General features: G+C 53.9%; 15 protein-coding genes. 12 read left to right on the plus strand and 3 right to left on the minus strand.

Annotated elements, in window-relative coordinates:
• Positions 1 to 43 precede the first annotated feature (43 nt).
• Both SH528x_RS08265 and SH528x_RS08270 read left to right on the plus strand, forming a co-directional pair.
• Positions 44 to 490, plus strand: a complete 447-nt coding sequence (locus tag SH528x_RS08265) for a YkgJ family cysteine cluster protein (RefSeq protein ID WP_442510048.1) — start codon at positions 44 to 46, stop codon at positions 488 to 490.
• Between the two features lie 170 nt (positions 491 to 660).
• Positions 661 to 1,677 (plus strand): rhomboid family intramembrane serine protease, encoded by a 1,017-nt coding sequence (locus SH528x_RS08270; RefSeq protein ID WP_442510049.1) that lies wholly within the window; start codon positions 661 to 663, stop codon positions 1,675 to 1,677.
• 260 nt (positions 1,678 to 1,937) lie between these two features.
• Here SH528x_RS08270 and SH528x_RS08275 read toward each other — a convergent pair whose 3' ends face one another.
• Positions 1,938 to 2,981 carry an acyl-CoA desaturase gene (locus SH528x_RS08275; RefSeq protein ID WP_442510050.1) on the minus strand — a complete coding sequence of 348 codons (1,044 nt, stop codon included), beginning with the start codon at positions 2,979 to 2,981 and terminating at the stop codon, positions 1,938 to 1,940.
• Between the two features lie 377 nt (positions 2,982 to 3,358).
• Between SH528x_RS08275 and SH528x_RS08280 the strand changes: the two genes are divergently transcribed.
• The 5 genes from SH528x_RS08280 (at position 3,359) to SH528x_RS08300 (ending at position 12,178) form a co-directional block, all read left to right on the plus strand.
• On the plus strand, positions 3,359 to 4,636 hold the full coding sequence (locus SH528x_RS08280) for an HD-GYP domain-containing protein (protein WP_442510051.1): 1,278 nt from the start codon (positions 3,359 to 3,361) through the stop codon (positions 4,634 to 4,636).
• A 370-nt stretch (positions 4,637 to 5,006) separates the two neighbouring features.
• Complete coding sequence (locus SH528x_RS08285) at positions 5,007 to 8,762, plus strand: serine/threonine-protein kinase (protein ID WP_442510052.1); 3,756 nt, start codon at positions 5,007 to 5,009, stop codon at positions 8,760 to 8,762.
• 303 nt (positions 8,763 to 9,065) lie between these two features.
• Positions 9,066 to 10,112 (plus strand): glycosyltransferase family 9 protein, encoded by a 1,047-nt coding sequence (locus tag SH528x_RS08290; RefSeq protein ID WP_442510053.1) that lies wholly within the window; start codon positions 9,066 to 9,068, stop codon positions 10,110 to 10,112.
• Positions 10,113 to 10,162: 50 nt separating this feature from the next.
• Complete coding sequence (locus SH528x_RS08295) at positions 10,163 to 11,038, plus strand: DMT family transporter (protein ID WP_442510054.1); 876 nt, start codon at positions 10,163 to 10,165, stop codon at positions 11,036 to 11,038.
• 87 nt (positions 11,039 to 11,125) lie between these two features.
• Positions 11,126 to 12,178: a PmoA family protein gene (locus tag SH528x_RS08300; RefSeq protein ID WP_442510055.1), complete on the plus strand. Its 1,053-nt coding sequence runs from the start codon at positions 11,126 to 11,128 to the stop codon at positions 12,176 to 12,178.
• 165 nt (positions 12,179 to 12,343) lie between these two features.
• Here SH528x_RS08300 and SH528x_RS08305 read toward each other — a convergent pair whose 3' ends face one another.
• Both SH528x_RS08305 and SH528x_RS08310 read right to left on the minus strand, forming a co-directional pair.
• The gene (locus tag SH528x_RS08305) at positions 12,344 to 13,177 is read right to left on the minus strand and encodes an HAD-IIA family hydrolase (RefSeq protein ID WP_442512100.1); all 834 of its coding nucleotides are present in this window, start codon (positions 13,175 to 13,177) and stop codon (positions 12,344 to 12,346) included.
• Between the two features lie 442 nt (positions 13,178 to 13,619).
• Positions 13,620 to 17,384 (minus strand): efflux RND transporter permease subunit, encoded by a 3,765-nt coding sequence (locus SH528x_RS08310; protein WP_442510056.1) that lies wholly within the window; start codon positions 17,382 to 17,384, stop codon positions 13,620 to 13,622.
• Positions 17,385 to 18,065: 681 nt separating this feature from the next.
• Here SH528x_RS08310 and SH528x_RS08315 point away from each other — a divergent pair.
• The 5 genes from SH528x_RS08315 to rpsO all read left to right on the plus strand — a co-directional run bounded on the left by SH528x_RS08315 (position 18,066) and on the right by rpsO (position 22,115).
• Positions 18,066 to 18,422 (plus strand): DUF2185 domain-containing protein, encoded by a 357-nt coding sequence (locus SH528x_RS08315; RefSeq protein WP_442510057.1) that lies wholly within the window; start codon positions 18,066 to 18,068, stop codon positions 18,420 to 18,422.
• A 112-nt stretch (positions 18,423 to 18,534) separates the two neighbouring features.
• Positions 18,535 to 19,320 (plus strand): enoyl-CoA hydratase/isomerase family protein, encoded by a 786-nt coding sequence (locus SH528x_RS08320; protein WP_442510058.1) that lies wholly within the window; start codon positions 18,535 to 18,537, stop codon positions 19,318 to 19,320.
• 65 nt (positions 19,321 to 19,385) lie between these two features.
• Positions 19,386 to 20,078: an adenylyl-sulfate kinase gene (gene cysC / locus SH528x_RS08325; RefSeq protein ID WP_442510059.1), complete on the plus strand. Its 693-nt coding sequence runs from the start codon at positions 19,386 to 19,388 to the stop codon at positions 20,076 to 20,078.
• Positions 20,079 to 20,188: 110 nt separating this feature from the next.
• The gene (locus tag SH528x_RS08330; protein ID WP_442510060.1) at positions 20,189 to 21,460 is read left to right on the plus strand and encodes an MFS transporter; all 1,272 of its coding nucleotides are present in this window, start codon (positions 20,189 to 20,191) and stop codon (positions 21,458 to 21,460) included.
• 385 nt (positions 21,461 to 21,845) lie between these two features.
• Complete coding sequence (gene rpsO / locus SH528x_RS08335; RefSeq protein ID WP_442510061.1) at positions 21,846 to 22,115, plus strand: 30S ribosomal protein S15; 270 nt, start codon at positions 21,846 to 21,848, stop codon at positions 22,113 to 22,115.
• Positions 22,116 to 22,120 lie beyond the last annotated feature (5 nt).

Consider the following 22,120-nt stretch of genomic DNA (forward strand, 5'->3'; position numbering starts at 1 on the left):
TCCCTTCGAGCCTGATCCCCATCCACCCGCAGTTTCAGCCACGATGCCCACTAAGCAACCTTCGAAAACGAAGAAAAAGGACGATCCTTGGTACGCCGATGGTCTTCGCTTTGAATGTTCCCAGTGTGGGGATTGCTGCAGCGGCGAGCCCGGATTTGTGTGGGTCAATGAAGACGAAATCACGGATCTGGCCAACGAAATGGAAATGGATGTCGACTCGTTCGAGTACCAGTTCGTGCGTCAGGTGGGAGCAGACAAGAGTTTGAAGGAATATCCCGATGGCGATTGTATTCTGCTGGATCCCGAGACCCGCAAATGCAGTGTCTACGAAGCGAGGCCCATTCAGTGCCGGACTTGGCCATTCTGGGACAGCAATCTGGAGCGAAAGAAGGACTGGAAAGAGGCTTGCAGCGTTTGTCCTGGGTCCGGAACCGGACGGTTGTACACGTTTGAGGAAATTGAAGCTCAGCGGAAACAGAAGTCGGTCTGAGCCCTTCTCGGTGCCGCTTGGTCGGTATTCACCGTTTCGTAGCTCGACCGAATCGATCCTGTGGGAGTGCGTTTTGCGGCTTTTCCGCTTACAACTAGCCCTCTGCTAATACTCTTTACGACCACGCGGTCGCTAACATTCTGTACTCGATTGAAGATGGCTTTGAACTGATGCGGCGAATCGGCAGCCTTGATAACGAAACTCTTGCTCATCGGTTCTGTGATTATCTCGTCACGCTGTCGATCGATGCTGCGGCGGACTCCGACGGGGACCCTGATAGTCCACGCTGGGATATTTGGATTCGAGAAGAAAAAGATGTCGAGGAAGCTCGCAAACAGTTCGCCTTGTTTGAGCAATCACCGGAATCCGAGTCGTACAAAGTCAAAAGCGAAGCGGATGCGATTCGCAACGAGCGAGTGAACCATCAGCAACGTAAAGTCGCCGAGCAACGAAAGTTACAGCGAACGATGCCGGCGTCTCGGGGCGCGTCGATGGGAGGGCTCGGGGGTCCCGGCATGCCTGGTCGCCAGCAACGCATTCCCGTTGTTATCGGTGTGATCGTGTTGTCGGTAATCGCCAGTTTGTTCGGAGGATTTGGACAGCCACTGCAATCGCTCGATCAAAGCAAATTGACGTCACAGCAGTCGATCGACTACGCCTTGTCATTCGTGGATCGCCGTGACTACAACGAGAGTGACGGCGATTGGTTTGCCTCGGTGCGAAAGGGAGAAGTTTGGCGGTTTATTACGCCGCTCTTTTTGCACGGGGATCCAATGCATCTCGCGTTCAATATGATTTGGATCTTTCTGCTAGGTTCAGCGATCGAGCGTCTGCACGGCTCGATCTTTCTCACCATTTTGCTGTTCATCAGCCAGCTAGCTGGCATGATGTTGCAAGTCTCGCTGCCTGGCGCTGAATCCCTGCCACCAATTCTGCAGGCGGTCGCAGGGTCGCCGTTCGCGATCGGTGCGTCGGGGGCCGTTTACGGGCTATTCGGCTATTTGTGGATTCGTCCGCAGATGGATTTGTCGTACCCGATTCGCATGTCCCAAGGCAACGTGATGTTGATGTTGGCATGGTTGGTACTGTGCATGACCGGGATGTTTGGTCCGATCGCCAATGGTGCCCACCTGGGTGGCTTGATCGCAGGCGTCATCGCTGCATTTTTGACGTCCCGCAAATCCTAGAGTTCACCCCCTGAAGCGTCATCCGGTCTGAAACGCTCGATTCGCAGGCTCTGCCCAACGCTGTGAAGAATTTCCGGTAGCTACCTTCGCGCCAGAAGGTGGTGATTTGCATTGGGCGTTAACAAAATCCACGCTCTGGCGAGCGTGGCTACGAAACGCAAATGCCTTAATTTGCCGCCGGCAAACGACAACAAAAAACGCCGCTGGCACGTTGGTGCAAGCGGCGTTTTGAATTTTAAAGTTGAATCGCTGCGTTGAGGTTACGCTGCGGTAGTCGGAGCACTCTCACCCGCTTGCTTTTCAGCGACGGTTCGATAATCGACCACGTCCCAAACCAAGCCGCAGGCTCGCAGCAAGCGAATCGCTTGCCAGGTAATGTCGAATTCCCACCATTTGTGACCGTGTTTGGCCATGCGTGGGTAGGCGTGGTGATTGTTGTGCCAGCCTTCGCCGTAAGCCACGATCGCAACGAGCCAGTTGTTGCGGCTATCGTCGGTGGTTTCGTAGTTCTTGTAGCCCCACATGTGCGATGCACTGTTGACCATCCAAGTCGCGTGCAGAACACCGACGAGGCGAACGAACATACCCCAAATCAATAGCGAAAGTCCGAAATCGTTCCCGCCAATCGCGTAGCCGATGCCGTACAACGCACAGCCCACGCCAATGTGAAGTGGCAAAAACAACATGTCCAGAATTCGCATCCCGCGTTGCTTGTACAAGTCGGGGACCCAACGTTGCAGGTAGGCAGTGCGATCGCCGTTGTGAGTGTGGAACGCAAGCCACGTGATGTGTGACCACAAGCCACCTTCGTGAGGCGAATGAGGATCGCCTTCTTGATCGCTATGGGCGTGATGTTTGCGGTGGTCGGCAACCCAATCGAGTGCCGAACCTTCGCCAGCCAATGTTCCGATCGTGGCAAACGTATAACGAACCCACGAGTAGGTCTTCATGCCGGTGTGGGTCAATAGTCGGTGATAACCGAGACAAATCCCCAAGCTGCCCGTCATCCAGTGCAGCACGACCATGACGGCCAATCCGGTCCATGAAAAATAGAACGGTGCCGCAAGCACGACCAAGTGTGCAATCGTCAACCATCCAATCGCCCAATAGCTGAGGTTGTTGACGTGACGGCGTTCGGACGCGGTCGGATGAGCGTTTGCAGGCAGTTTGCCGATTTTGTCGTTGCTGACGTGAGGCGAGTTTTGATCGCGATGCGCTTCGTTATGGGTATTACGTTGGACTCCGTCCAGCGATTTACGTTGTCGGCGAGTTTGTTTTTTGGTAGGAGGGATGACCGAGGCCATGAGCTGTGATCCTGTCGTTAAAAGTCCTAGATGTACTTCAGACATCTCACGAAGTTGTCTGGGTGAGAGGATTCTACAAAGTGGCAAACCCCTTTCTGTCTCAGAGCGTGTCAACCTATGTAACGGAAGTGTAAAAGTCTGAAATTCTTATCGATACAAATCTGCACTGGCCATGGGGGGAGGCTAGATGGTACTGCAGGGGCTCGCATCCCCGGGCCCAGAGTCCCAACCACGAATTGGATTCGTTTTACTGCAAAATCACTTGAGTTAAGACTCATATTTTGCTTGGATCCCGCTGTGCGAATTTGCCAAGTCGAGTCACCGAGAAAAGGAATGAGTCAAGGGTTGCGATTTTTTGCCCTCTATCAAGCCATATCATGAGTAAATATCGCAAAGTCTCTGCCAATCTATTGGTAGCCGGTGTCAGGCTGAGTTCGGTCATCCCCGATCCTGAAAACCAGCGTCTTCGCCTGTTGGGCGAGGGAATGGAAATCACTGCCGACTTAATTGCTCGGCTGCACGAGCGCGGCGTGAAAAGTTTGCTTTTAAGCGAAAAAGACATCGCGATTCTGAATGCGTTCACACCACAAGGACGGGCGAAGAAAGTCCCACCAGCTCCGGCTTATGTCAGATCCAGCACGATTAACGATCAGACGTTACTGTTGGACAAGCATATTGACGATCCATCGGAATTGGTCATCGAAGATGTGCTGCCATTTGCATCACGCACCCGCAAGCCAGAAAACTGTTCCTATGAGTCGAGCATGACTCACCAATGGGCTGCGGAGACAAACGATTCGATCGATTCGATTAGCGAGGTATTCGAAGAAACGCTTGCCACCAAAGAGGGGAGCATCGGACCGCTGCATGAGTTATGTAACGACATTTTGCGGCGATTGACCGAAGACATTGATGCAATGGTCTGTATGGCATGTTCGCCGTTCGAAACCGAATACCCAACGCGCCACGGAGTCCATCTTGCCTCGTTGGCAATGTCGATCGGTTCGCAAATGGGGCTGGATGAAGCAACGCTGATCGAACTGGGCATAGGATGTTTGGTTCATGATATTGGCATGAAAGCGATCGGGACGGGAATGTTCAGTTCAAAGCATCCACTCAGTGATGGAATGCTTAAACGCTTAGCCGACCACCCCGTCCGAGGTGTCGAGTTGATCGGCCGATTTGGTGAACAAGTGGCTATCGGCTCGAAGATGGTCGCCTACCAAATTCACGAACGTGGTGATGGCAGCGGCTATCCCCGTGGAAGCACTGGCAATCAAATCCATCCCTTGGCAAAAATAGCCAGTGTGGCCGACGCATTTATCGGAATGGTCTCGACTCGTCCTCACCGGATGGCGATTCAGGGTTATCACGCCATGGTCCAATTGCTCACCGAGATGAAGCAGGGCAAGTTCGATGCCCCGGTAATTAGGGCGCTACTTGAGTTGACTTCACTTTACCCCTTGGGCAGCTTCGTCGAATTGAACAACGAAAACGTGGGACGCGTTATACGTGCCGGCGGAGCAACTTTTGATCGTCCAACAATCGAAATGTGGGACAATGTGCAACGCAGCACCCCTCCCTCGGTGATAAACCTGCGGCACGACGATGCCGTTCGCATTGTGCGGTCGATTGCCATTCCCGCTGCCGCATGACGCTCTGCAATCTCAGGTGATTCGGATTGCCGAAGGCGACAATCGTTTAACGACTTTCGGATAACGAGTGTCGTTAAGTTGCCCCGCTAGATGAACGTAAATTTCGATGCATTTAATTGATCGATTACCATCGGCATTCTTCTTTAAGTCGAACATGTGACGCTACCGCTCACGCTTCGTGGGGGACGTTTCGATCAGACAGAGGGGGCTCGCTCATTTTGCTGGCTTTTTTTTGACAACACAATGCGTCGAACCTCAGGTTGTTCGTGTTTTTTGACCTGCTCTTTTGCGACGGATCATCTATACTCTTCGCTTATCAGCATGAGTTTATCAGAGGCGAAATCCGAGCTTTACGGGGCAGCAAGATTCAATGGCTAGGCTACGTGACAACGACGAGTTTTTCCCCAGCGATCCCTCTTCCGACACCAAGATACGTGACCAGGAAGACCGAGAAACGCATCTGCCGGACGCCCCGAGCGACCGGATCCCGCCGCCCTGGAAGCCTGGCGACCAATTAGGGCCGTTCATGTTGCAGAACTTGCTCGGCAAAGGATCCAGTGGATACGTCTATCGAGCAAGAGATGAAGTCTCGGGGCGACATTGCGCGCTAAAGCTTTTGCTGCCTGCCAAATGTGAAAACTTGGTTCGTAACAAACTTGGTTTTCGCCGCATGATCCCGCTGCGACATCCAGGACTAATCCATCTCGACCGAATCCATTACCTTGACGACTACATCGCGTTTTCGATGGAGGAGGTCAAAGGGAGAACGTTTGCGCTGGGCGTTTGGGATATTTGCAAGCAAGACGATGATGGTGGTTACAAATACTTATTGACCCTCATTCGGCAATACGCATCTGCGTTGTCACTGATGCATTCGCGTGGTTTGGTACATCGAGATATCAAGCCACAGAATTTGATGATCGACAGCAAGGGGCACGGTCGGGTCATCGATTATGGGCTCGTTGGCACAATTGATTTTGACAGTGATCCCAATGGGTATCGCGACTACTTGGTCGGGCCTCCGCACTTCTTTGCACCCGAGAGTTTGTGGGACCAGTATTATCTTCCTGCCAGCGATGTGTTTAGTTTGGGTTTGGTGCTGTTGGATGCGTTGCGTGTCTTGGATGGTTCGGTCGAACATCTGCACTTGTCGCTAGAACGTTCGCAAGACAACCGGCGTGATGACGAAGCGATGATCAGCGAAGCGGTAGGCGATTTGTCATCCGATGTACCAAGTGTATTGCGTGAAGCCTGCGCTGAAATGTTGCAAAGAGATCCAGGGGACCGTCCCACCGCGGCTCAGTTGTCGCGACTAGGGTCCTCGGCGTCACCCTGCGTTCTTTGGGTTGACAGCCCCATTATCGGTCGTGACGTCGAAATCGGGCAAGCTTGCGATTGGATCGATGACATTTTCAGTGGCGGTGTGGGGCGATTGCATATCGAAGGTTCGTCGGGAATTGGCAAAAGCCGTTTTGTGGATGAACTTGCTCAATACATCCACGTGAAACGATGGGGGCAACTATTTCGAGCGAAATGTCGCTCCGGTGAAGACCTGCCGATGCAAGCGTTCGACGAGATCTGTGATGCGATCGCCACGCGTTACATGAAAAACGACCGCGATACCATGGAGCTTGATCCGGCAAGTGCCGCATTTTTGCATGACGCATTTCCGATGTTGAAAAGCGTGATGAAAGCGAGCACTTCGGTTGATCTCAATCGAAAAAGTTTTAAGCGACTTGATGCCATCGAAGCTGGGGTGCGGTTAAGCGAAGCGTTGCGAACGGTGGGACCACTGATCTTAATGATCGACGATGTTCAGTGGGTGGATCGCGATAGTTTGAACGTTCTCGATCGACTGCAAAGCGTTTCCGGAGGTATGCTCGGCATCATCACGGTGTCACGACCAAACGGAGATCGTCAAGCATCACCGCCCCACCTAAAGATAAAGCTCGATCGATTAACCGACGACGCCGCTCGTGAGCTATTGATGGGCGCCGCACGGCGATGGTCGGCACAATTGGATTACGCCGCCGTGGATGAACTCATTCAAGCGGCTCAGGGCAGCCCGCTGCGATTGGTCGACTTTATTGAGGAGTTTCGTCCCGGTGGAGTGCTGCATCACACCATCAGCGGTGAAGAATCCAAGACGGGATCACGAGTGGTTTCTCGTACCGAACAACTTTGGCAAATGCGTGTCGCCCGACTCAGCGACGAAGCCAAACATGCGCTCTCGTTTATCGTGACCTCAGGCCATTTGATCTCGGCAGAACAATTGAGTGAATTGACCGGATTGGGCGAGTCGATTGACGCAGTCCTGTCGGAACTTGTCCAACAACGTCTGGTGCGTGATGAGGTTACCGGCGGCGAGTGCATCTCGATTTTCCACGACAGTATTGCGGACAATTTAGCAACCACGCTCAGTGACACTCAAAAACGTGAGTGTCATGCTGCTTGGGCGAGATTGCTTTCTCGCCAAGACCTCGGTGGCAAGTTGGCTGCAAGGATCGCACGTCATTTCTTTGACGCGGATGAACCGAATCGTGCCGTCTCTTATGCGATTCTTGCTGCCGAAAACGCGGAACGCTATCAAGCAAAAACCGAATCTGCTCGCTGGCACGCCAGAGTGATTGACCATGTCAGTGGTCCAGAACGAATCGAGCGTATTCGCGTCACGGCGGAAACGTTTGCCGAAGCAGATCGTCCCGTGGATGCGGCTCATTACTTCCAGTTGCTCGCATCCGAGTTGGTTGATGAGGAAAGCGTCAAATACCAGTTACGAGCAACCACGCTGCTGATTCGGAGCGGCTATTTCAGTGAGGTGCGAGATCAACTTCAACGCTTGACACGTTTGCTTCGCTTGCCGTCAGCCAAACCTCGTTGGCTGAGCAAAATCAACATCCTGCGGTTGCTGGCTAACAACGTGTACACCAACATCCGCTACTCAAACCAGAAAGTCGACGCGTCCACCGACAAAGTGTCAGTGCGTGACCGTCAACGACTTGAGCTTTGCTTGTCGGTTGCCCGTCCCTTGTCGATGTACGACAACCTGCATGCAACGGAGTTAAATATTACCGCTGCAAACTTGGCGCAGCGGTATGGTAGCGAAGCAGATCGAATTCTCGTCGAAGTCGGCGTTGCCGTGTTTGGGACTTACAATCATGGATCCAAACGGATCCGTAGTGAAGTGGCGTTACAAGACTTGTTGCCGCGCGCGATTGCCACCAAAGATCTGAAAGTGATCGGTGATGTGTGGGCGGGAATCGCGTTTTCGCAAGCGTTGGCGATGCGTTGGAGCAGTGTTGCGGCGTCTGTCGATGCATGCGTGCAACATTACAACGAATTAAGTGAGCCATTGACGCTCGAGGTATGTCATCTAGGTTCGGTCAACTTGTTGGCACATTGGCACGTCGGACACTGGACACAGCTGATGAAGTCGTGCGATCAAATGCTGGACGATTTCAAGCAACGGAACGACCAATTCCAGTGGATCATCGCGAGCTCGGGTTGCGGAGCCTCGACTTGGCTGATGCGAGATCAAGTGGTCGACAGCGAACAAGTGCGGCACAAAAACGCAGAGAAATTAGCTGCCTGTGATGGTGCCCAATTGTTCGACTTTCTAGAATCGACGGCACAAATCCATCTGGATCTATACAAAGGGCACTACGACCAAGCGTGGCAACGAATCCAAGAACTGCGAAGCTCAAGAACAAATCTGTCAGTGTTAATGCTGCAGTCCAATCGCGTTATGCTTGAGCAATTTGTTGCCTTGGTCGCTTTGCATCGACTCAAGAAAGATCCTGCGGGCGAGTGGGGTAAATTTGTCGAATCAGCAATCCGCCACTTGCATCGCGAGCACAGTGCGTTCGCTAAGACGGTCGCCCATTTCTATGAAGGCTTGTTGCTACACTTGAAAGCCTCGTCAACGTCCGACTTCGCCGATGCAAGAAAACAGTTGGTGATTGCCTGGGAGATGAGCAAGGAGCAGCGACTTCGCCCCTATCAATTGGCCGCCGAAGACGTGATCGCCACAATTGATAATGGCGAGTCTCCACGCCGTTTGATAGCGAGGATGGAGCGTCATGGCGTCGTTGACCCGCTGCGGTTTTCGCGACTTTATACGATTTGATCGCAATTCGATGGGCGGCGGCTTTCTGCCTTCCTTCGTATCGCTGCTGGATTACGCCCCCTTAGCCAGTGCGATCCTATTTCGTGGCTAATCTCCCGTTGTCTTCCCTGGCCGAATGTCGATATTCACTCGACAAGACCAACGGCGGATCGTCGAAAACGGCAAGGTGCCAAATCGGAATCCCCCACTGGATTGCTAGCGAAGTGGGTCTGCGATCTCAACGATCGCTCTGGCATTGCCGATGGCTTGCCGTTTAGAATCACTCGCTAGGACGCCCCATTTTTCGTGCGAAGGATCGCCGTGATGTCCAAAACAAAATCCGAGAACCGAAGTGGACCTCGAATTCTAATCTCTCGCCTCAGTGCGATTGGTGATGCGATTTTAACGCTTCCCGTCGCCTGTGCTTTGCGGGCCGAGTTCCCCGATGCCTATTTGGGATGGGTCGTCGAGCGCAAAGCGGCGCCGATGGTACGGGGGCATCGAGCCCTCGATACCGTGATTCAACTTGATCGCAAATGGTTTGTTTCTCCTTCGGGGATTCAGACAGCGCGATCACTTTTGCGGCCACATCAATTTGATATTTCGATCGATTGCCAAGGCAACACGAAATCGGCATTGGCCGGATGGATCTCGGGCGCACACCAACGAATTGGCTTTGCCGGAAAACATGGCGGTGAACTCAGTCGACTCCTGAACAACGTTCGCGTGGCACCCGCATTTCGCCACGTGACCGACCGATCGCTCGAACTGCTGTCGCCACTCGGCCTGCATTCTCCGTCGGTTCAATGGGACTTGCCCGTTTCCGATGCATCAGTCGTGTGGGCCTCGCGATGGCGACGCACCGTTGCAACTTCGCGATTAGCCGTGCTCAACCCCGGGGGGACTTGGCAGTCAAAGCTTTGGGAAGCAGCCCGTTTCGCCAAAACCGCTAGCTATCTAAAACGAAAGTATGGCTATCAATCTGCCGTCGTCTGGGGAACCAACGAAGAGCGAGCGATGGCAGACGAAATCGTTGCAAAATCGGATGGGGCCGCTGTACTCGCGCCGCACACTGACCTTCATCACTTGGCCGCGCTTATTAGCCATGCGGATTTGTTTATCAGTGGGGATACTGGCCCTCTGCATATCGCGGTGGCCGTAGGCACCCCCACAATTGGACTGTACGGCGCAACCCGTCCTGGCGACTCGGGACCGTATGGCCAGGTTGCAGTTCAAAAGGCGTATGAACGAGGTTCCCGGCGACATCGTCGCAACGCCGACAACTCGGCGATGCGAGCGATCACGGTCGCGGACGTGTGTGTTGCGATTGACGAAGTGCATTCAAAACAAATGCTTCTGCAGGCGGCTTAAACCGACGCACGGTTCTCGTTTGTTTGCGCGGCGTGTACGCTACGGCCACGATGCATCTATTACTCCCACTGCTGGCCAGCGTTCTGTATGTCTGTGGCTTGATCTTTGTCAAGCGATCCGGTGCTGCGGGCGCTGGGCAGATCACGATCATCTTTGTCTCGAATCTGTTTTCGGCAATTGCATTTTCGTCGCTTTGGGTTCTCGGAGGCACCACGCTCGAGTGGACAATGTTTTGGCAGCCCGCCGTGATTGCTTGGCTATTCATTCAAGGGCTTGCCTTCACTTTCCTTGCGATTGGTCGCGGCGACGTTTCCATCGCCGCACCGGTCTTTGGTATCAAGGTCGTTTTCGTGGCGTTGCTGCTAACCTTTGTCGGTGGCGAACAATTGCCGCGATCGGTGTGGTACGCCGCAGCACTCGCAGCCTCGGGGATCGCGTTAATCCAGTGGACCGGCCGCAGCCATCCTCACGATGTGGTGATGACGATCTTTTACGCTCTTTCGGCCGCGTTGTCTTATGCCGCGTTTGATTGCTTGGTCCAACTTTGGTCTCCTGCCTGGGGTGCGGGACGTTTTCTACCGATCGTGTTTTGGATCGTCGGAGCGGCGTCGTGTTGCTTGATTCCTTGGGTCGAGTGGGCCAAGTTGAAAGACGCAACCGTCCGCGCCAACTTGTTGCCGGGAGCCACCTTTGTAGCGCTGCAAGCGGTGAGCATCACCGTAGCGATTGCGATATTCCACGACGCAGCACGAATCAATGTGGTCTATGCGATGCGAGGTTTGTGGGGCGTCGGTTTGGCGTGGGCGGTGGCAAAAATCTGGGGAGGTGCCGAGGCAAATCATGGCCACCAAACCATGATTACCCGTTTGGCCGGAGCCAGTTTGTTGACACTCGCCGTTATCCTGGTCATTTTCTCGCGGGCTTGATCCGAACGGATCGACTCGCACTGGCATCGCGGCCTTGCTCTATAATGGCCGACGATTTGACCTCCCTCTCTGCGCCGAGTTCCCAACATGCCAAGTCGCAACCGACTCGTTTTCTGCTCACTGATATTCACCTGCCTCCTCGTTGTCGACACAGGACCTAGCCTGTTCGCCCAGTCCGAATCGGTTTCGATTGTCCAGTGTACCGAAACACCGGAATCGATCGACGTCACTGTGCGAGGCAAACCGGTGCTGAAATACAACAAGGCAATCCAGGAGCCGCCGCTGGGAATGGACCTGATCTACCGACGCAGCGGCTACATTCATCCGCTCTATACGCCAAGCGGCAGAGTGGTAACGGGCGACTTTGCACCGGATCACGCGCACCAGCATGCCTTGTTCGGTGCGTTTGTGAACACGACGTTCAAAGGCAAGCGTGTCGACTTTTGGAACCAGCACAATCGCACCGGCAGCGTGTCGCACCATAACGTGATCGACGTAAAGAGCGGTGACGACGTCGGTTCGTTTACCGTCGAATTGCTACACGAAGCGTTCACGTCACCTGATCAGTCCACCGCAGTGCTGAAAGAACGATGGACCGTCCAAGTCCACGCCACGACCGACCCAGGGTTTGTTGTTGATATCCACTCCACCATCACGTGCGTCGCGGATTCACCACTCACGATCAACAAATACCATTACGGTGGAATGGCATTTCGCGGCAGCAATGACTGGGTGACAAGCGAGAGCGAAAAAGCGATCAACGACTATATCAAAGCAAGAGACTCGGGACTTAATCTTGCGGAACCCGGATTGGATGTTGCACTACACCGATTCTTGACGAGCGAGGGAGATCGTCGATTCGCCGGAAACGGCTCGCACGTAAAATGGGTCGATCTGTCCGGGCGTGTCGACGGCGAACTATGTGGCGTCGCCATGCTCAGCCATCGCAACAACTTTCGCTTTCCCCAGGCGGTTCGATTGCACCCGAGCAAACCGTATTTCTGTTTCGCTCCGATGGTTGACGGCGATTTTACGATCGAGCCAGAGGAAAACTATGTTTCCCACTATCGCTACATCGTTCACGATGACGCGCCTGATGCAGACGCAATTGAGCAGAAGTGGACTGAATTTGCCAAGTGAATCATCACTCGCAACTTAGAGAGGTGCACCGAGCCGCTCGCTTCACCGGTGCCGAGGATAGGCACCGGTGAAGGGCGGAAGGCCGATTGAATTTGGCGGCGATGCTTTGGATACACCGGAACGATCGGTTGCACTAGGTTCGAGAGCCCGCGGCTCAATCGTTCGTTATGAGTTTACATAACGTGATTCACGCCACTCGTTCACGCTAGGCATTAGTGCTTCGGCGCAGGACAGCACGCCAAATCTTTCTCGTAGGCTCACATCGGGCGATGCGAGGTCGGCAACAGAGTCAATGATCGAGTCAGGGCTGTATGCATAGTTGACCAGATCATCAAACTGAGTTCCGCCTGAAAGCGCCAACACGGTTTGATATCCCATCTGCACTCCTCCGAAAATATCCGTTTCCATCGTGTCCCCGATGACCACGGTCTCGTCCGTTGCCAGTCCCAATTGTTTGCGTGCCGCACGCATCATTACGGGACTCGGTTTTCCAACGCTCGCAGCTTTCTTGCCGGTCGCGGTTTCTAAAAACGCAACCACGGCTCCGCATCCAGGCCGCGTTCCGCCTGCGGTGGGACAGTTCGGGTCAATGTTCGTCGCGACGAGCTTCGCTCCCGCTAAAATCATACGAGTCGCTGCTTCCAACGACTCTGCGGTTACCGTACGCCCTTCTCCCACGACAACATAGTCAGGATCGGTGTCGACAATCGAATAACCGTTTTGATGCAGTGCCTGTAAAAGGCCACCCTCACCAATGACATAGGCCGTGCCGTCGGGTTTCTGTTTTGACAGAAATCTTGCGGTTGCCATGGCACAAGTGAAAATATGTTCTTCACCGACATCGATCCCCATTCGCTTCAGTTTCATCGCCACATCGCGGCGAGTTCGTTGACTGTTGTTTGTGAGGAACAAGAAAGGATGGCCCTCTCTCTTCAGTCGATCAACGAAGACATCCGCTTCGGGGATCAACTGATTCCCCTTGTAGATGACACCATCCATGTCAATCAAAAATCCAATTTTTTCCGTCACGTTCGCTTCTCCGGAGTTTCGAAATACAAGTCGGATTCGCTGACAACGCAACAACTGTTCCCAATGGAACGCTCGAACGGGAAGCTCTTCGAAAAACTGAATCCGCGACAACCTAGTGCAATCGGTTGGACCGATAGACTCCCTTAAGGTCCGTTCTCGGTTAGATAGATCCGTAATGAATCTCAGATAAATTCTGAATGAAGCCGAGCAAGTTGAAACTTTGCGTTGCAGCGATGCTGCAAACGATAGCAGTCATGCTCGCAACTGTGATCAAAGCGCTCAGGAATCAGGCAACCACCCAAGAGAATGGGCGATTTATGTATTTTAGGCTGGGCCGCTAAAAACTTTAGTAATGACGTCGGATATTAGGTTGGAGTTTTTCTTCCGGCCTAAATTGCAGTTACTTCTCCGCCTACTTGCGTTTCATGCGGTGGGGACGATCGATCCGCTCTGGGGGGAAGTGCACCTTCAATCTCGGTATGTCGTCGTAATCGTCAGCCAGATCAAGGTGGGGTTTGGCACCCGAGTCCGAAGGCGATTCAGTTATCGACTCAGTCACCTCTTCACCAATCGCTCCCTGATCGGGACCGCTCGTTCGTGGTTTGAACCATCGTCCCAGAGGACCTGCCAACAGCGCGGGCAGCAATATAAGGTCACCCACCAATGCGGTCGCCAACATCAACAACATCAACGTTCCAAATCGCTGAGTCGGAGTAAAGGTCGAAAGAGCAAACACAAACAATCCTAGCCCGCCGACTACGGTCGTTTGTGTCATCGCGGGACCAACACGCCGATACGTTTCGATTACCGCATCGACGCGTGACATGCCGCGATCCAAGTTGGTGCGGAACCACGACAAGAAGTGGATCGTATCGTCAACCGCAACACCCATTGCCACCGACGCGGTCATCATGGTGCCAATGTCAATCGCAATATCCAGGTGACACATCAAGCCAAAGACGAGCAGGACCGGGAACACATTGGGGATCATCGCGATCGATCCGGCCATAATTCCATTGCCAAGATTCGATGGAGTCGCCCACGACCAAGGAAAACGCCCTGGATTCATCAACATCGCCATCACAATTGCGATCAGCACAAACGCGAGTGCAATCGATTCAAGCAAGCTGAACAGCAGGGTTCGTTGTGCCTTGTAGACAACCGGAATCACACCGGTGTAGATCGTCTGCAGCGAACCGGAACCCTCAACGTTGGGAAATCGGTCCGGCGTCAATACGGCTTGGACGAGCTTGGATTCCACTTCGTTGGCGTCGATCCAGCGATTCGCGGATTCGCGTAGTGAGGGGTCGGCAGGCTCATCGCCCACCCACACCAAAGCACTTGCCGCCGAGACCATTTGGTTCCATTTTTCGCTGCCCACCTCTAGGTTTGATCCAGGATCGCTTGGATCAAGCCAACCGACGCGAAACTTCTCGTTCGCCAACAACTCTTTCAGCGTTGAAAGATAAATACTTCGAGTGTCGATGGTTTCGGGATCGACAAGCAATTCGGCGGTGGCAAGCGACTGGGGGAGTTTATGGCCGAGAATCACCACAACGTCTTTGGTCGACAATTTCTGCGGATTTCCCTCGGCATCGCGTTTGAGCGAACTCAGTAACACCTCGCGTGTGTCGTAGGCTCGCATGACCGGTTCGACTGCGGTGCGTAGCGTGGAAATAAAGCGTCCGTAATCGACGTCCGACAAAGCCCCGACGCGTAGGCTGATCCGCCACAATTCGCTACCCGCAAACGGTCCTTCTTTTTCGATCCGCACATAATCGCTTTCCAATAGCTGGTCGCGTGACTCAAGCAACCTACGGTTCACGATGGAACGACGCGGATCGTAGGAATTGCTTGGCGGCGGAAGCGGCGGCAAGAAAGTATCCGCGCTCATCGTTTGGCCTACGACGTCCATCCCCGTTTCGCCGAGCGTTCGCCGTACCACTTGACTGACACGCGAAACCATCTCAGCACGCTCGAGCATGTTGAGCGGCTGGGGTTCGATTTCAAGACCATCCGCAGACGTCTTAGGGGTTGTCGAATCGCCTGTTGCCGATTCAGCAATCGCAGAAGTCGGCACACGTACAATCATTTCCATCGGGACCAACTTGCCGAAATGGTCTTCCAACCAGGCGTAGTCACGAATGATGCGGGATTGCGAGTCAAACAACTTCAGCAATTGCACTGATGTCTTGATGTGGGTTAGCCCGATTGCTCCGAGAAACAATACGGCCAAGCACGTGATGCTAACGGCGGCGTGATGCGATGTGATCCAACGTCCAACCGATGCCCACCACTCGGCGAAATAGCTTTCCTCGTTCGTGCTGTCGGTGCCCGTTGTCGACTTGTTCGATTTCTTGTTTGCTTTCTTGTTTGCTTTCTTTTCTTCCGCTGCCTGCAGGAGGTCTGATGCGGGCGAAAACGTCTGCAATGCCGCAGGCAAATACGAGAACAGGATGCCCAGCGTTACCATCACTCCGATCGCCGAGTACAACCCAAAGTTGCTGATCGGGGCAAGATTGCTGGTGAATAGCGATGCCAAACCAATCGCGGTCGTGAACGATGCGAGCGTACAGGGCAAAAGGGCATGACGAAGCGCTCGGCCTGCCGCGCCGACTTCACCTCCGGATCTCACTTCATCGCGGTAATAGTTGACGACATGAATGGCGCCCGAGAGTCCGAGCACATAGACCAGCGAGGGCATGCTCATCAGGATTGCATCGACCTTGCCGCCCGTCCACCAAACCATCGCCATGCTTAACATCGCGGCGCTGCCACCCACAACGAATACCATCGTGGTGATTTTGATGCTGCGGAAACAGATGTACGACAACACGATTCCGACCACCAGGCTATAGCCGAGCAATCGGATCAACGTGACGGTTCCCTCCTCGTCAATCGCGACATTGTCCACAGGCGGTCCACCCAAACGCAACGGCGGCATTCCCGCGACCGTTTCTGCGGGTTCACGATTAAATGGCGGTGGTGCCGTCGATGGCGGGGGAGCAGGACGAACTCCCGAATCCTCGGCCAATTGCAATAGCCGACCACGCGGTCCCCCCGCTACCCCGCGGCCTAGAACGTATGGCAAGTTGTCTTTAGCAATGTCGGTCAATGTCACAACGACACAAGTCAACCGCGGCGGTGGCGTGACATCGACGGAATCATAGATCGCATACCAAACGTAACTCTGCTCGTCGGATGACGCCGATCGCAACCGGTCCAATGAACCGTCAAAACGTTGCTCTAAAATGCGGTCAAAGTTTGCTTTGGCAAGCGTATCGAAATTCTCAGGCAACTCGTCACGACGATCCTCGGGAATCTCGTTACGAAACGATTCAATCGTCCAGTCGAATTCGTAAGGAACTGCATTGGCAAACAACGTTCCGGTCAAACGTTCCAACGCTAACCGCCGAGCGACAATGGCTCGCATTGACTCGTCGGTCAAATCGATCGGCCATAGGGCTCCGCCTTCTTTTGATAATGAGTCCGCGATCGAATCTCCGGTTTCCACCGTATGAAACATCGGAGCGCAAATCAGTGACGGATCATTGTAGAATGGGTTCGTCGCTTTGGGATCAGTCGCTTCGCCATACGCCGTGATGAACTCGCCTTCGAGTTTGAAGCGTCCGGTCGCTCGCTTGATGGCTCGAATGAGCGCTGCGGGCCCGGTCATCGCTTCTTTCCAGCGATACAGTTTGCCATCAGGCGTGATGTAGTACCAATCGCCCGTGGTAGAGCGGACCCATTTTTCGTCTAAGTTGCCCCAGTTGTCATCCTTGCGTCCGGTATTGAGCAACTCCATTTGTTTGCCACGCTCGCGGGCGCGAGCGAACTCAGCACGGACTTCCTCGGATCGACCTGCGGCAGGATCGTAATCATCCGACTCGTGACGCAATTTCTGTTCGAGCAACTGCAGACGCTGGTCACCGCTGGTACATCCCGGCCACGTGGCCAACACGAAACTTTCGCCGACAAAATGATCCGCGAACCACTCGAGTTCGGCGGTTTCCGGGAAATCACTTGGCAACCAATCTTTGACTTCGTTTTGGGTCTCGCCCAGACTCAAGCGTGCCGCCCGAAACACAGATGGCATCACGAAAAAGAACACCATCAAAATGGCCAACGCATAGGTGACCCCCAGCGGGCTGCGTCGCTCTAACAGGGGTAGTTTCATGGTGGCGTTTGAGTTGGAAATTCGGGGTGTGCGGAACGATGCAAAGTTGGACAAAAAGGACGATGGCGGGGATTTAATGTATCTCTGAGAATCGTGCCATCTCGCTTGGCAATATGATTGTCACACGAACCAAGACACTTATTTCCCGTCCAGTCCTAAGTGCACGAATAACGCACTTAGGCTAACGATCCCAAGGCTTTGGGTCTACTTCACATTGGCGATCGGAGATGACTGAGATCCAAAGGATTTCTCCTTTCCAACAGACTGTACCAATCGCGGAATCTGTACCGTCATTCGACCTCTGTCGCTCCTACGGAGCATTCGAGCCGCGCCGAGACTGCCCCAGCTACCGAGTCGCCCCAGATTCCGAGGTGTCCCGGTTGCCGATGGCCTGAACGTCATTCTAAGCAGCGTGGTGGCAGGCAGTTGCGGATTTCTGCTTCTGCATCGCCCTAAATTCTGCGCCCCCAATTTGTCGCGTACACCCCCACGTTAGGGCATTGGGAATGCCTTTGTTTCCCAAGGCGGAATGCCGCAAAGGCTCGAAAATCCTTTTCCTCGCTTCTGATTTGGGAGCAAATTGCCAGCTCGCTATAATTAATGGTGAAATTGCATTATCCTGCGGGACTGGGGACCACGCCCTGCCTAAACCCTATTCGATTTCCACAAGAAGCTGCTGTCGTGAAAAAAAAGTTTGTCCTCACTCCAGATCAAATAAAACCACTCGCCGAAGGATTTGGAGGGTGTTTTGCCACTGACGCCATAACGGTGGATGGAAATCCAGTCGGGTACATGTACCGCGAAGAAGCGGATTTTGATGAAGACAGCGGGTGGCGTTTCTTGGCAGGTTTAGAGTCCCAAAAATATCTTGATGACGCCAATAACACCGGCATCTATGACGTCAACGAAATTGCCAACTTTGATCCCGACATTATCCCGCTGCTCGAAGCTCCGGAAGGTTCGGCATTCGAGCGGGATGAAGAAACCGGCGCATTTGTTGCCGCTCCCGATGTAGACGACGATGACGAAGAGGATTGATCGTCTCGCAGCCTCAAACTCTTGCGGGTAGCAGCGGGCCGTTGGTTCAGCGATGATGGCATAGGCCTTGTCTCTTCTTATTCCTGAAGGCTCTTCCGTTCAGAGCGATTCAATGCAACACGTCGAAATCAAAATCCACGGCGCCGTGGCTACAATCCTGATGGATCATCCTTCGCGGCATAACACGCTTAGCCCAACTCTGATCGAAGACCTGCGGACCGCGTTTTCCGATATTCACCAAGAAAAGCGGGTGCGGGCAGTGATCCTCACGGGCGGTGGCGAACACTTCAGTAGTGGAATCGACCTGAGTGTTTTGAGTGCCATTTCCGAGATGCCTGCACATCAATCTCAAGGCGAGCTGTTTAGTCTTTGGCAACGCTATGCCGAATTACTCGAGCAAATCCTTCGTTTTCCCAAGCCGGTGATTGCCGCTGTCGACGGAGCCGCCATCGGCGCCGGACTGGGGATCGCTCTTGCCGCCGACCTGCTTGTCCTGTCGGATCGAGCCACGCTCAGCGCCGAAGCGGTTCGGCGAGGCCTGGTAAGTGGTGCGACGGGCGCGCTGATTTCATTTCGATTTGGCGCAGCCGCAGCGGCTCGCATGCTGCTGACAGGCTGTTCGATCCATGCCGAGGAAGCCTATCGACTTGGCATGTGCGAAAAACCCGTGACCTCGGACCAAATTTGGGTGGCCGCTTCGGACTTGGCCAATGCCTGTGCCGCGGCTCCTCGGGAAGCGGTCCAAGCAACCAAGCGACTTCTAAACGAATGTGTCGGCGAGATGCTGCTCAGCCAGATTGCTGCGGGTACCGCGTACAGTGCCGCTGCGTGTTCGACGGAGTCCGCAAAAGAAGGCGTTGCCGCGTTTCTTGAAAAACGTGATCCTGAGTGGCGGTAAGAAAAGCGGTGGGATCTGCACGACTAACACGAATTACAAAACTAAACGAAAGCAACTAGCTGAAAATGACAGATCCCTCGGACATTGTATGGCACGAACAAACGGTCGATCGCGCCGCACGTGAAGCGAATCTTGGCCAACGCGGCGCCGTGATCTGGTTCACTGGATTGAGCGGGTGTGGGAAAAGCACCGTTGCCAATGAGCTGGATCATCAGCTGAACCAACTCGGTCGAGCAACAATCTTGCTCGATGGCGACAACATTCGGCACGGCTTATGCGCCCCGCCAAGCGGTTTACGTGAAGAGCATGGCGAGGAATTTGCAAACCGCTTTGGGCTTGGTTTTGGTGCCACGGATCGCGAGGAGAACATCCGCCGAATTGGATCGGTCGCGGCACTCATGGCGTCCGCGGGTTTAATTACGTTGACGGCGTTTGTCAGTCCTTATCGAATCGATCGCGATCGTGTGCGTAAGATCGTCGAAGCGAGCGGAGCCGCCGGTGATTTTCTCGAAGTGTTCGTCGACACTCCACTCGAAATCTGTGAGGCTCGCGACCCAAAGGGTTTGTACAAGAAGGCACGTGCCGGCGAGATCAAAAACTTTACGGGGATCAGCGATCCGTACGAGGCACCTAAAAATCCTGAAATCCACCTCGCCGGTGGCGAAGGGGCGACGCCGACGGAGCAAGCCGTAACGGTACTTGAGGCACTTATCCAACGTGGCATCATTGCCCAACCCGTCCCCCGTGTCGCGGAATGATTAGAGGAATGGCGGGTTAGCCCATGACGGGGTAGCGGCCGATCTCGTGTTGGCTGCTACACGTCGCATGCAATGCACAGCTGGGTGGTCATTGCCGCTACAATCCACGCATGTATTTCCTCGCTACGCCGTCGCGCCGTAAAGTGCTGTTCGGGATGCTTTACTTAAGTGAAGGCGCTCCGATTGGATTTATTTGGCTGGGGCTGCCGACACGTTGGCGCGCAATGGAGATCCCAGTTGATCAAATCACGTGGCTGATGGCGCTGTTGATCCTGCCATGGACTCTGAAATTCTTGTGGGCGCCGTTGGTCGACTTGCTGCGTGGTCCACGATGGGGATTTCGCCACTGGATTCTCTGCAGCCAATCGGTGATGGCGATCGCATTGCTGCCGTTGCTTTGGTTGGACGTTCGCTTGCAATTTTCAGTTGTCGCGGCTTGTCTACTGTTCCATGCATTTGCTGCAGCAACGCAGGACATTTCGATCGACGCATTGTGCGTCAGTGAATCGGAGCCGATCGAGCGAGGCTCGCTCAATGGATGGATGCAGTGCGGCGTCATGGTAGGTCGAGCGGCGATGGGAGGTGGATCGTTGGTGCTGGAACGCTACATCGGATTCACGGGAGTGGTCGTCGTTCTGATTTCGTTCGTGATGGCTTCGGCGCTCTTGCTTTGGATGGCCAAGGAACGGTCCATTGTCATCTCGGCCGCTAATGCAGAAACGACACGGACTCCGTTCCAAACACGACTGCGTGCACTGTTGCGTGAATTGTTCGTCGCGATCCGGAGCGGAGGGATTGGCCGAGCATTCTTGTTTGCCCTGGTTGCCCCTGCCGCATTCAAGTCACTCGAAGCTGTGTTGGGGCCGCTGCTGATCGACCGCGGCTACAGCGAGTTCGAAATCGGAAAGTTCACTGCCACGACGATGATTGGCGCCATGATCGTCGGATCGCTATTCGCAGGTCGAGTTTCTCGCCACGTTCGCAGTTCGCGATTCGTAATGATCGCACTGATGGCAAATCTAATCGCAATCGTATCGTTGGCGATCACGGACCTCGCTCTTCAACAGCAGAGGGGGCTACACCTTCTCGTCCTGTTGACATCCATTGCCTTTACGATCGGTTGGCTGACGGTGGCTCTGTATAACTGGTTGATGAATCTGACGTCGCCCAAATTGGCTGCCACTCAGTTCACCGCGTTTATGGCGGCGACCAATGCATGCGAGGCATGGTCCACTTCGCTGTTAGGCAGCCTGCAAGTTCGCTTCGGATATCCGGCTGCGATCCTCGTTTTGTGTTCCGTTTCGGCAGCCTCGTTGGTCCTGTTGATCTGGACGCGAAAGCCGACTCCTGGCTCCGAACCAGCCGCGAAAGCAAGTTGCTGATCAAGTCGCAGTGCAAATTGCCCAGACAGGCCAGAATCGCATTGCAGCTCAATGGACCGATTTGTGTCACTTTTGACGACAGACACCGGTGTTTTGCCGTCGAAAGAGGGGGTGGCATGATTGCGTGATCTGTTCTTAGCGGCGGAAATCAGGCAGCATTACTCATTTCAGGGTTGTTCGGGTTGAAACAACCCTCAGTGGTTCCCCAGGCCGCAAATTTGCAAATCCGTTGTTTCTTTTCCTGGCAGGGGCACAATTTGCCGTTGCGTGATTGGCGCTGACCGCTAAACTACCCCGCTTGTAGAAACTGCATGTAAATAGTCGATGTCTGTAAGAAAAGACTGTACAAAACAAACGTACTGAAACGAAGCGAAAAGTAATACGAATGACGATTTCGAAAGAACGTAAGTCCGAAGTCATTAGTGAACACGGAAAAGCCAACGATGATACTGGCTCGCCGGAAGTTCAAATTGCGATCCTAACCGAGCGTATTAATGGTCTAACGGAACACATGCGAACCCATCGCAAGGATTACGCCTCACGGCGTGGGTTGTTGGGTTTGGTAAGTCGCCGTCGGCGTTTGCTGGATTACGTGCGAGGTGAGGACCCACAGCGGTACCTCGATATCATCGGTAAGTTGGGCATCCGTAAATAGCCCAC

This window comes from Novipirellula methanifontis, from assembly GCF_052161655.1.
GTDB lineage: Bacteria > Planctomycetota > Planctomycetia > Pirellulales > Pirellulaceae > Novipirellula.

What these genes read in the sequence shown, in the direction of transcription:
- SH528x_RS08330 (WP_442510060.1), top strand. Translation starts at nt 20,189, where the DNA reads ATGTATTTCCTCGCTACGCCGTCGCGCCGTAAAGTGCTGTTCGGGATG.
- rpsO (WP_442510061.1), top strand. Translation starts at nt 21,846, where the DNA reads ATGACGATTTCGAAAGAACGTAAGTCCGAAGTCATTAGTGAACACGGA.
- SH528x_RS08270 (WP_442510049.1), top strand. Translation starts at nt 661, where the DNA reads ATGCGGCGAATCGGCAGCCTTGATAACGAAACTCTTGCTCATCGGTTC.
- SH528x_RS08280 (WP_442510051.1), top strand. Translation starts at nt 3,359, where the DNA reads ATGAGTAAATATCGCAAAGTCTCTGCCAATCTATTGGTAGCCGGTGTC.
- SH528x_RS08310 (WP_442510056.1), bottom strand. Translation starts at nt 17,384, where the DNA reads ATGAAACTACCCCTGTTAGAGCGACGCAGCCCGCTGGGGGTCACCTAT.
- SH528x_RS08285 (WP_442510052.1), top strand. Translation starts at nt 5,007, where the DNA reads ATGGCTAGGCTACGTGACAACGACGAGTTTTTCCCCAGCGATCCCTCT.
- SH528x_RS08265 (WP_442510048.1), top strand. Translation starts at nt 44, where the DNA reads ATGCCCACTAAGCAACCTTCGAAAACGAAGAAAAAGGACGATCCTTGG.
- SH528x_RS08320 (WP_442510058.1), top strand. Translation starts at nt 18,535, where the DNA reads ATGCAACACGTCGAAATCAAAATCCACGGCGCCGTGGCTACAATCCTG.
- SH528x_RS08290 (WP_442510053.1), top strand. Translation starts at nt 9,066, where the DNA reads ATGTCCAAAACAAAATCCGAGAACCGAAGTGGACCTCGAATTCTAATC.
- SH528x_RS08305 (WP_442512100.1), bottom strand. Translation starts at nt 13,177, where the DNA reads ATGGATGGTGTCATCTACAAGGGGAATCAGTTGATCCCCGAAGCGGAT.
- cysC (WP_442510059.1), top strand. Translation starts at nt 19,386, where the DNA reads ATGACAGATCCCTCGGACATTGTATGGCACGAACAAACGGTCGATCGC.
- SH528x_RS08275 (WP_442510050.1), bottom strand. Translation starts at nt 2,981, where the DNA reads ATGGCCTCGGTCATCCCTCCTACCAAAAAACAAACTCGCCGACAACGT.
- SH528x_RS08295 (WP_442510054.1), top strand. Translation starts at nt 10,163, where the DNA reads ATGCATCTATTACTCCCACTGCTGGCCAGCGTTCTGTATGTCTGTGGC.
- SH528x_RS08300 (WP_442510055.1), top strand. Translation starts at nt 11,126, where the DNA reads ATGCCAAGTCGCAACCGACTCGTTTTCTGCTCACTGATATTCACCTGC.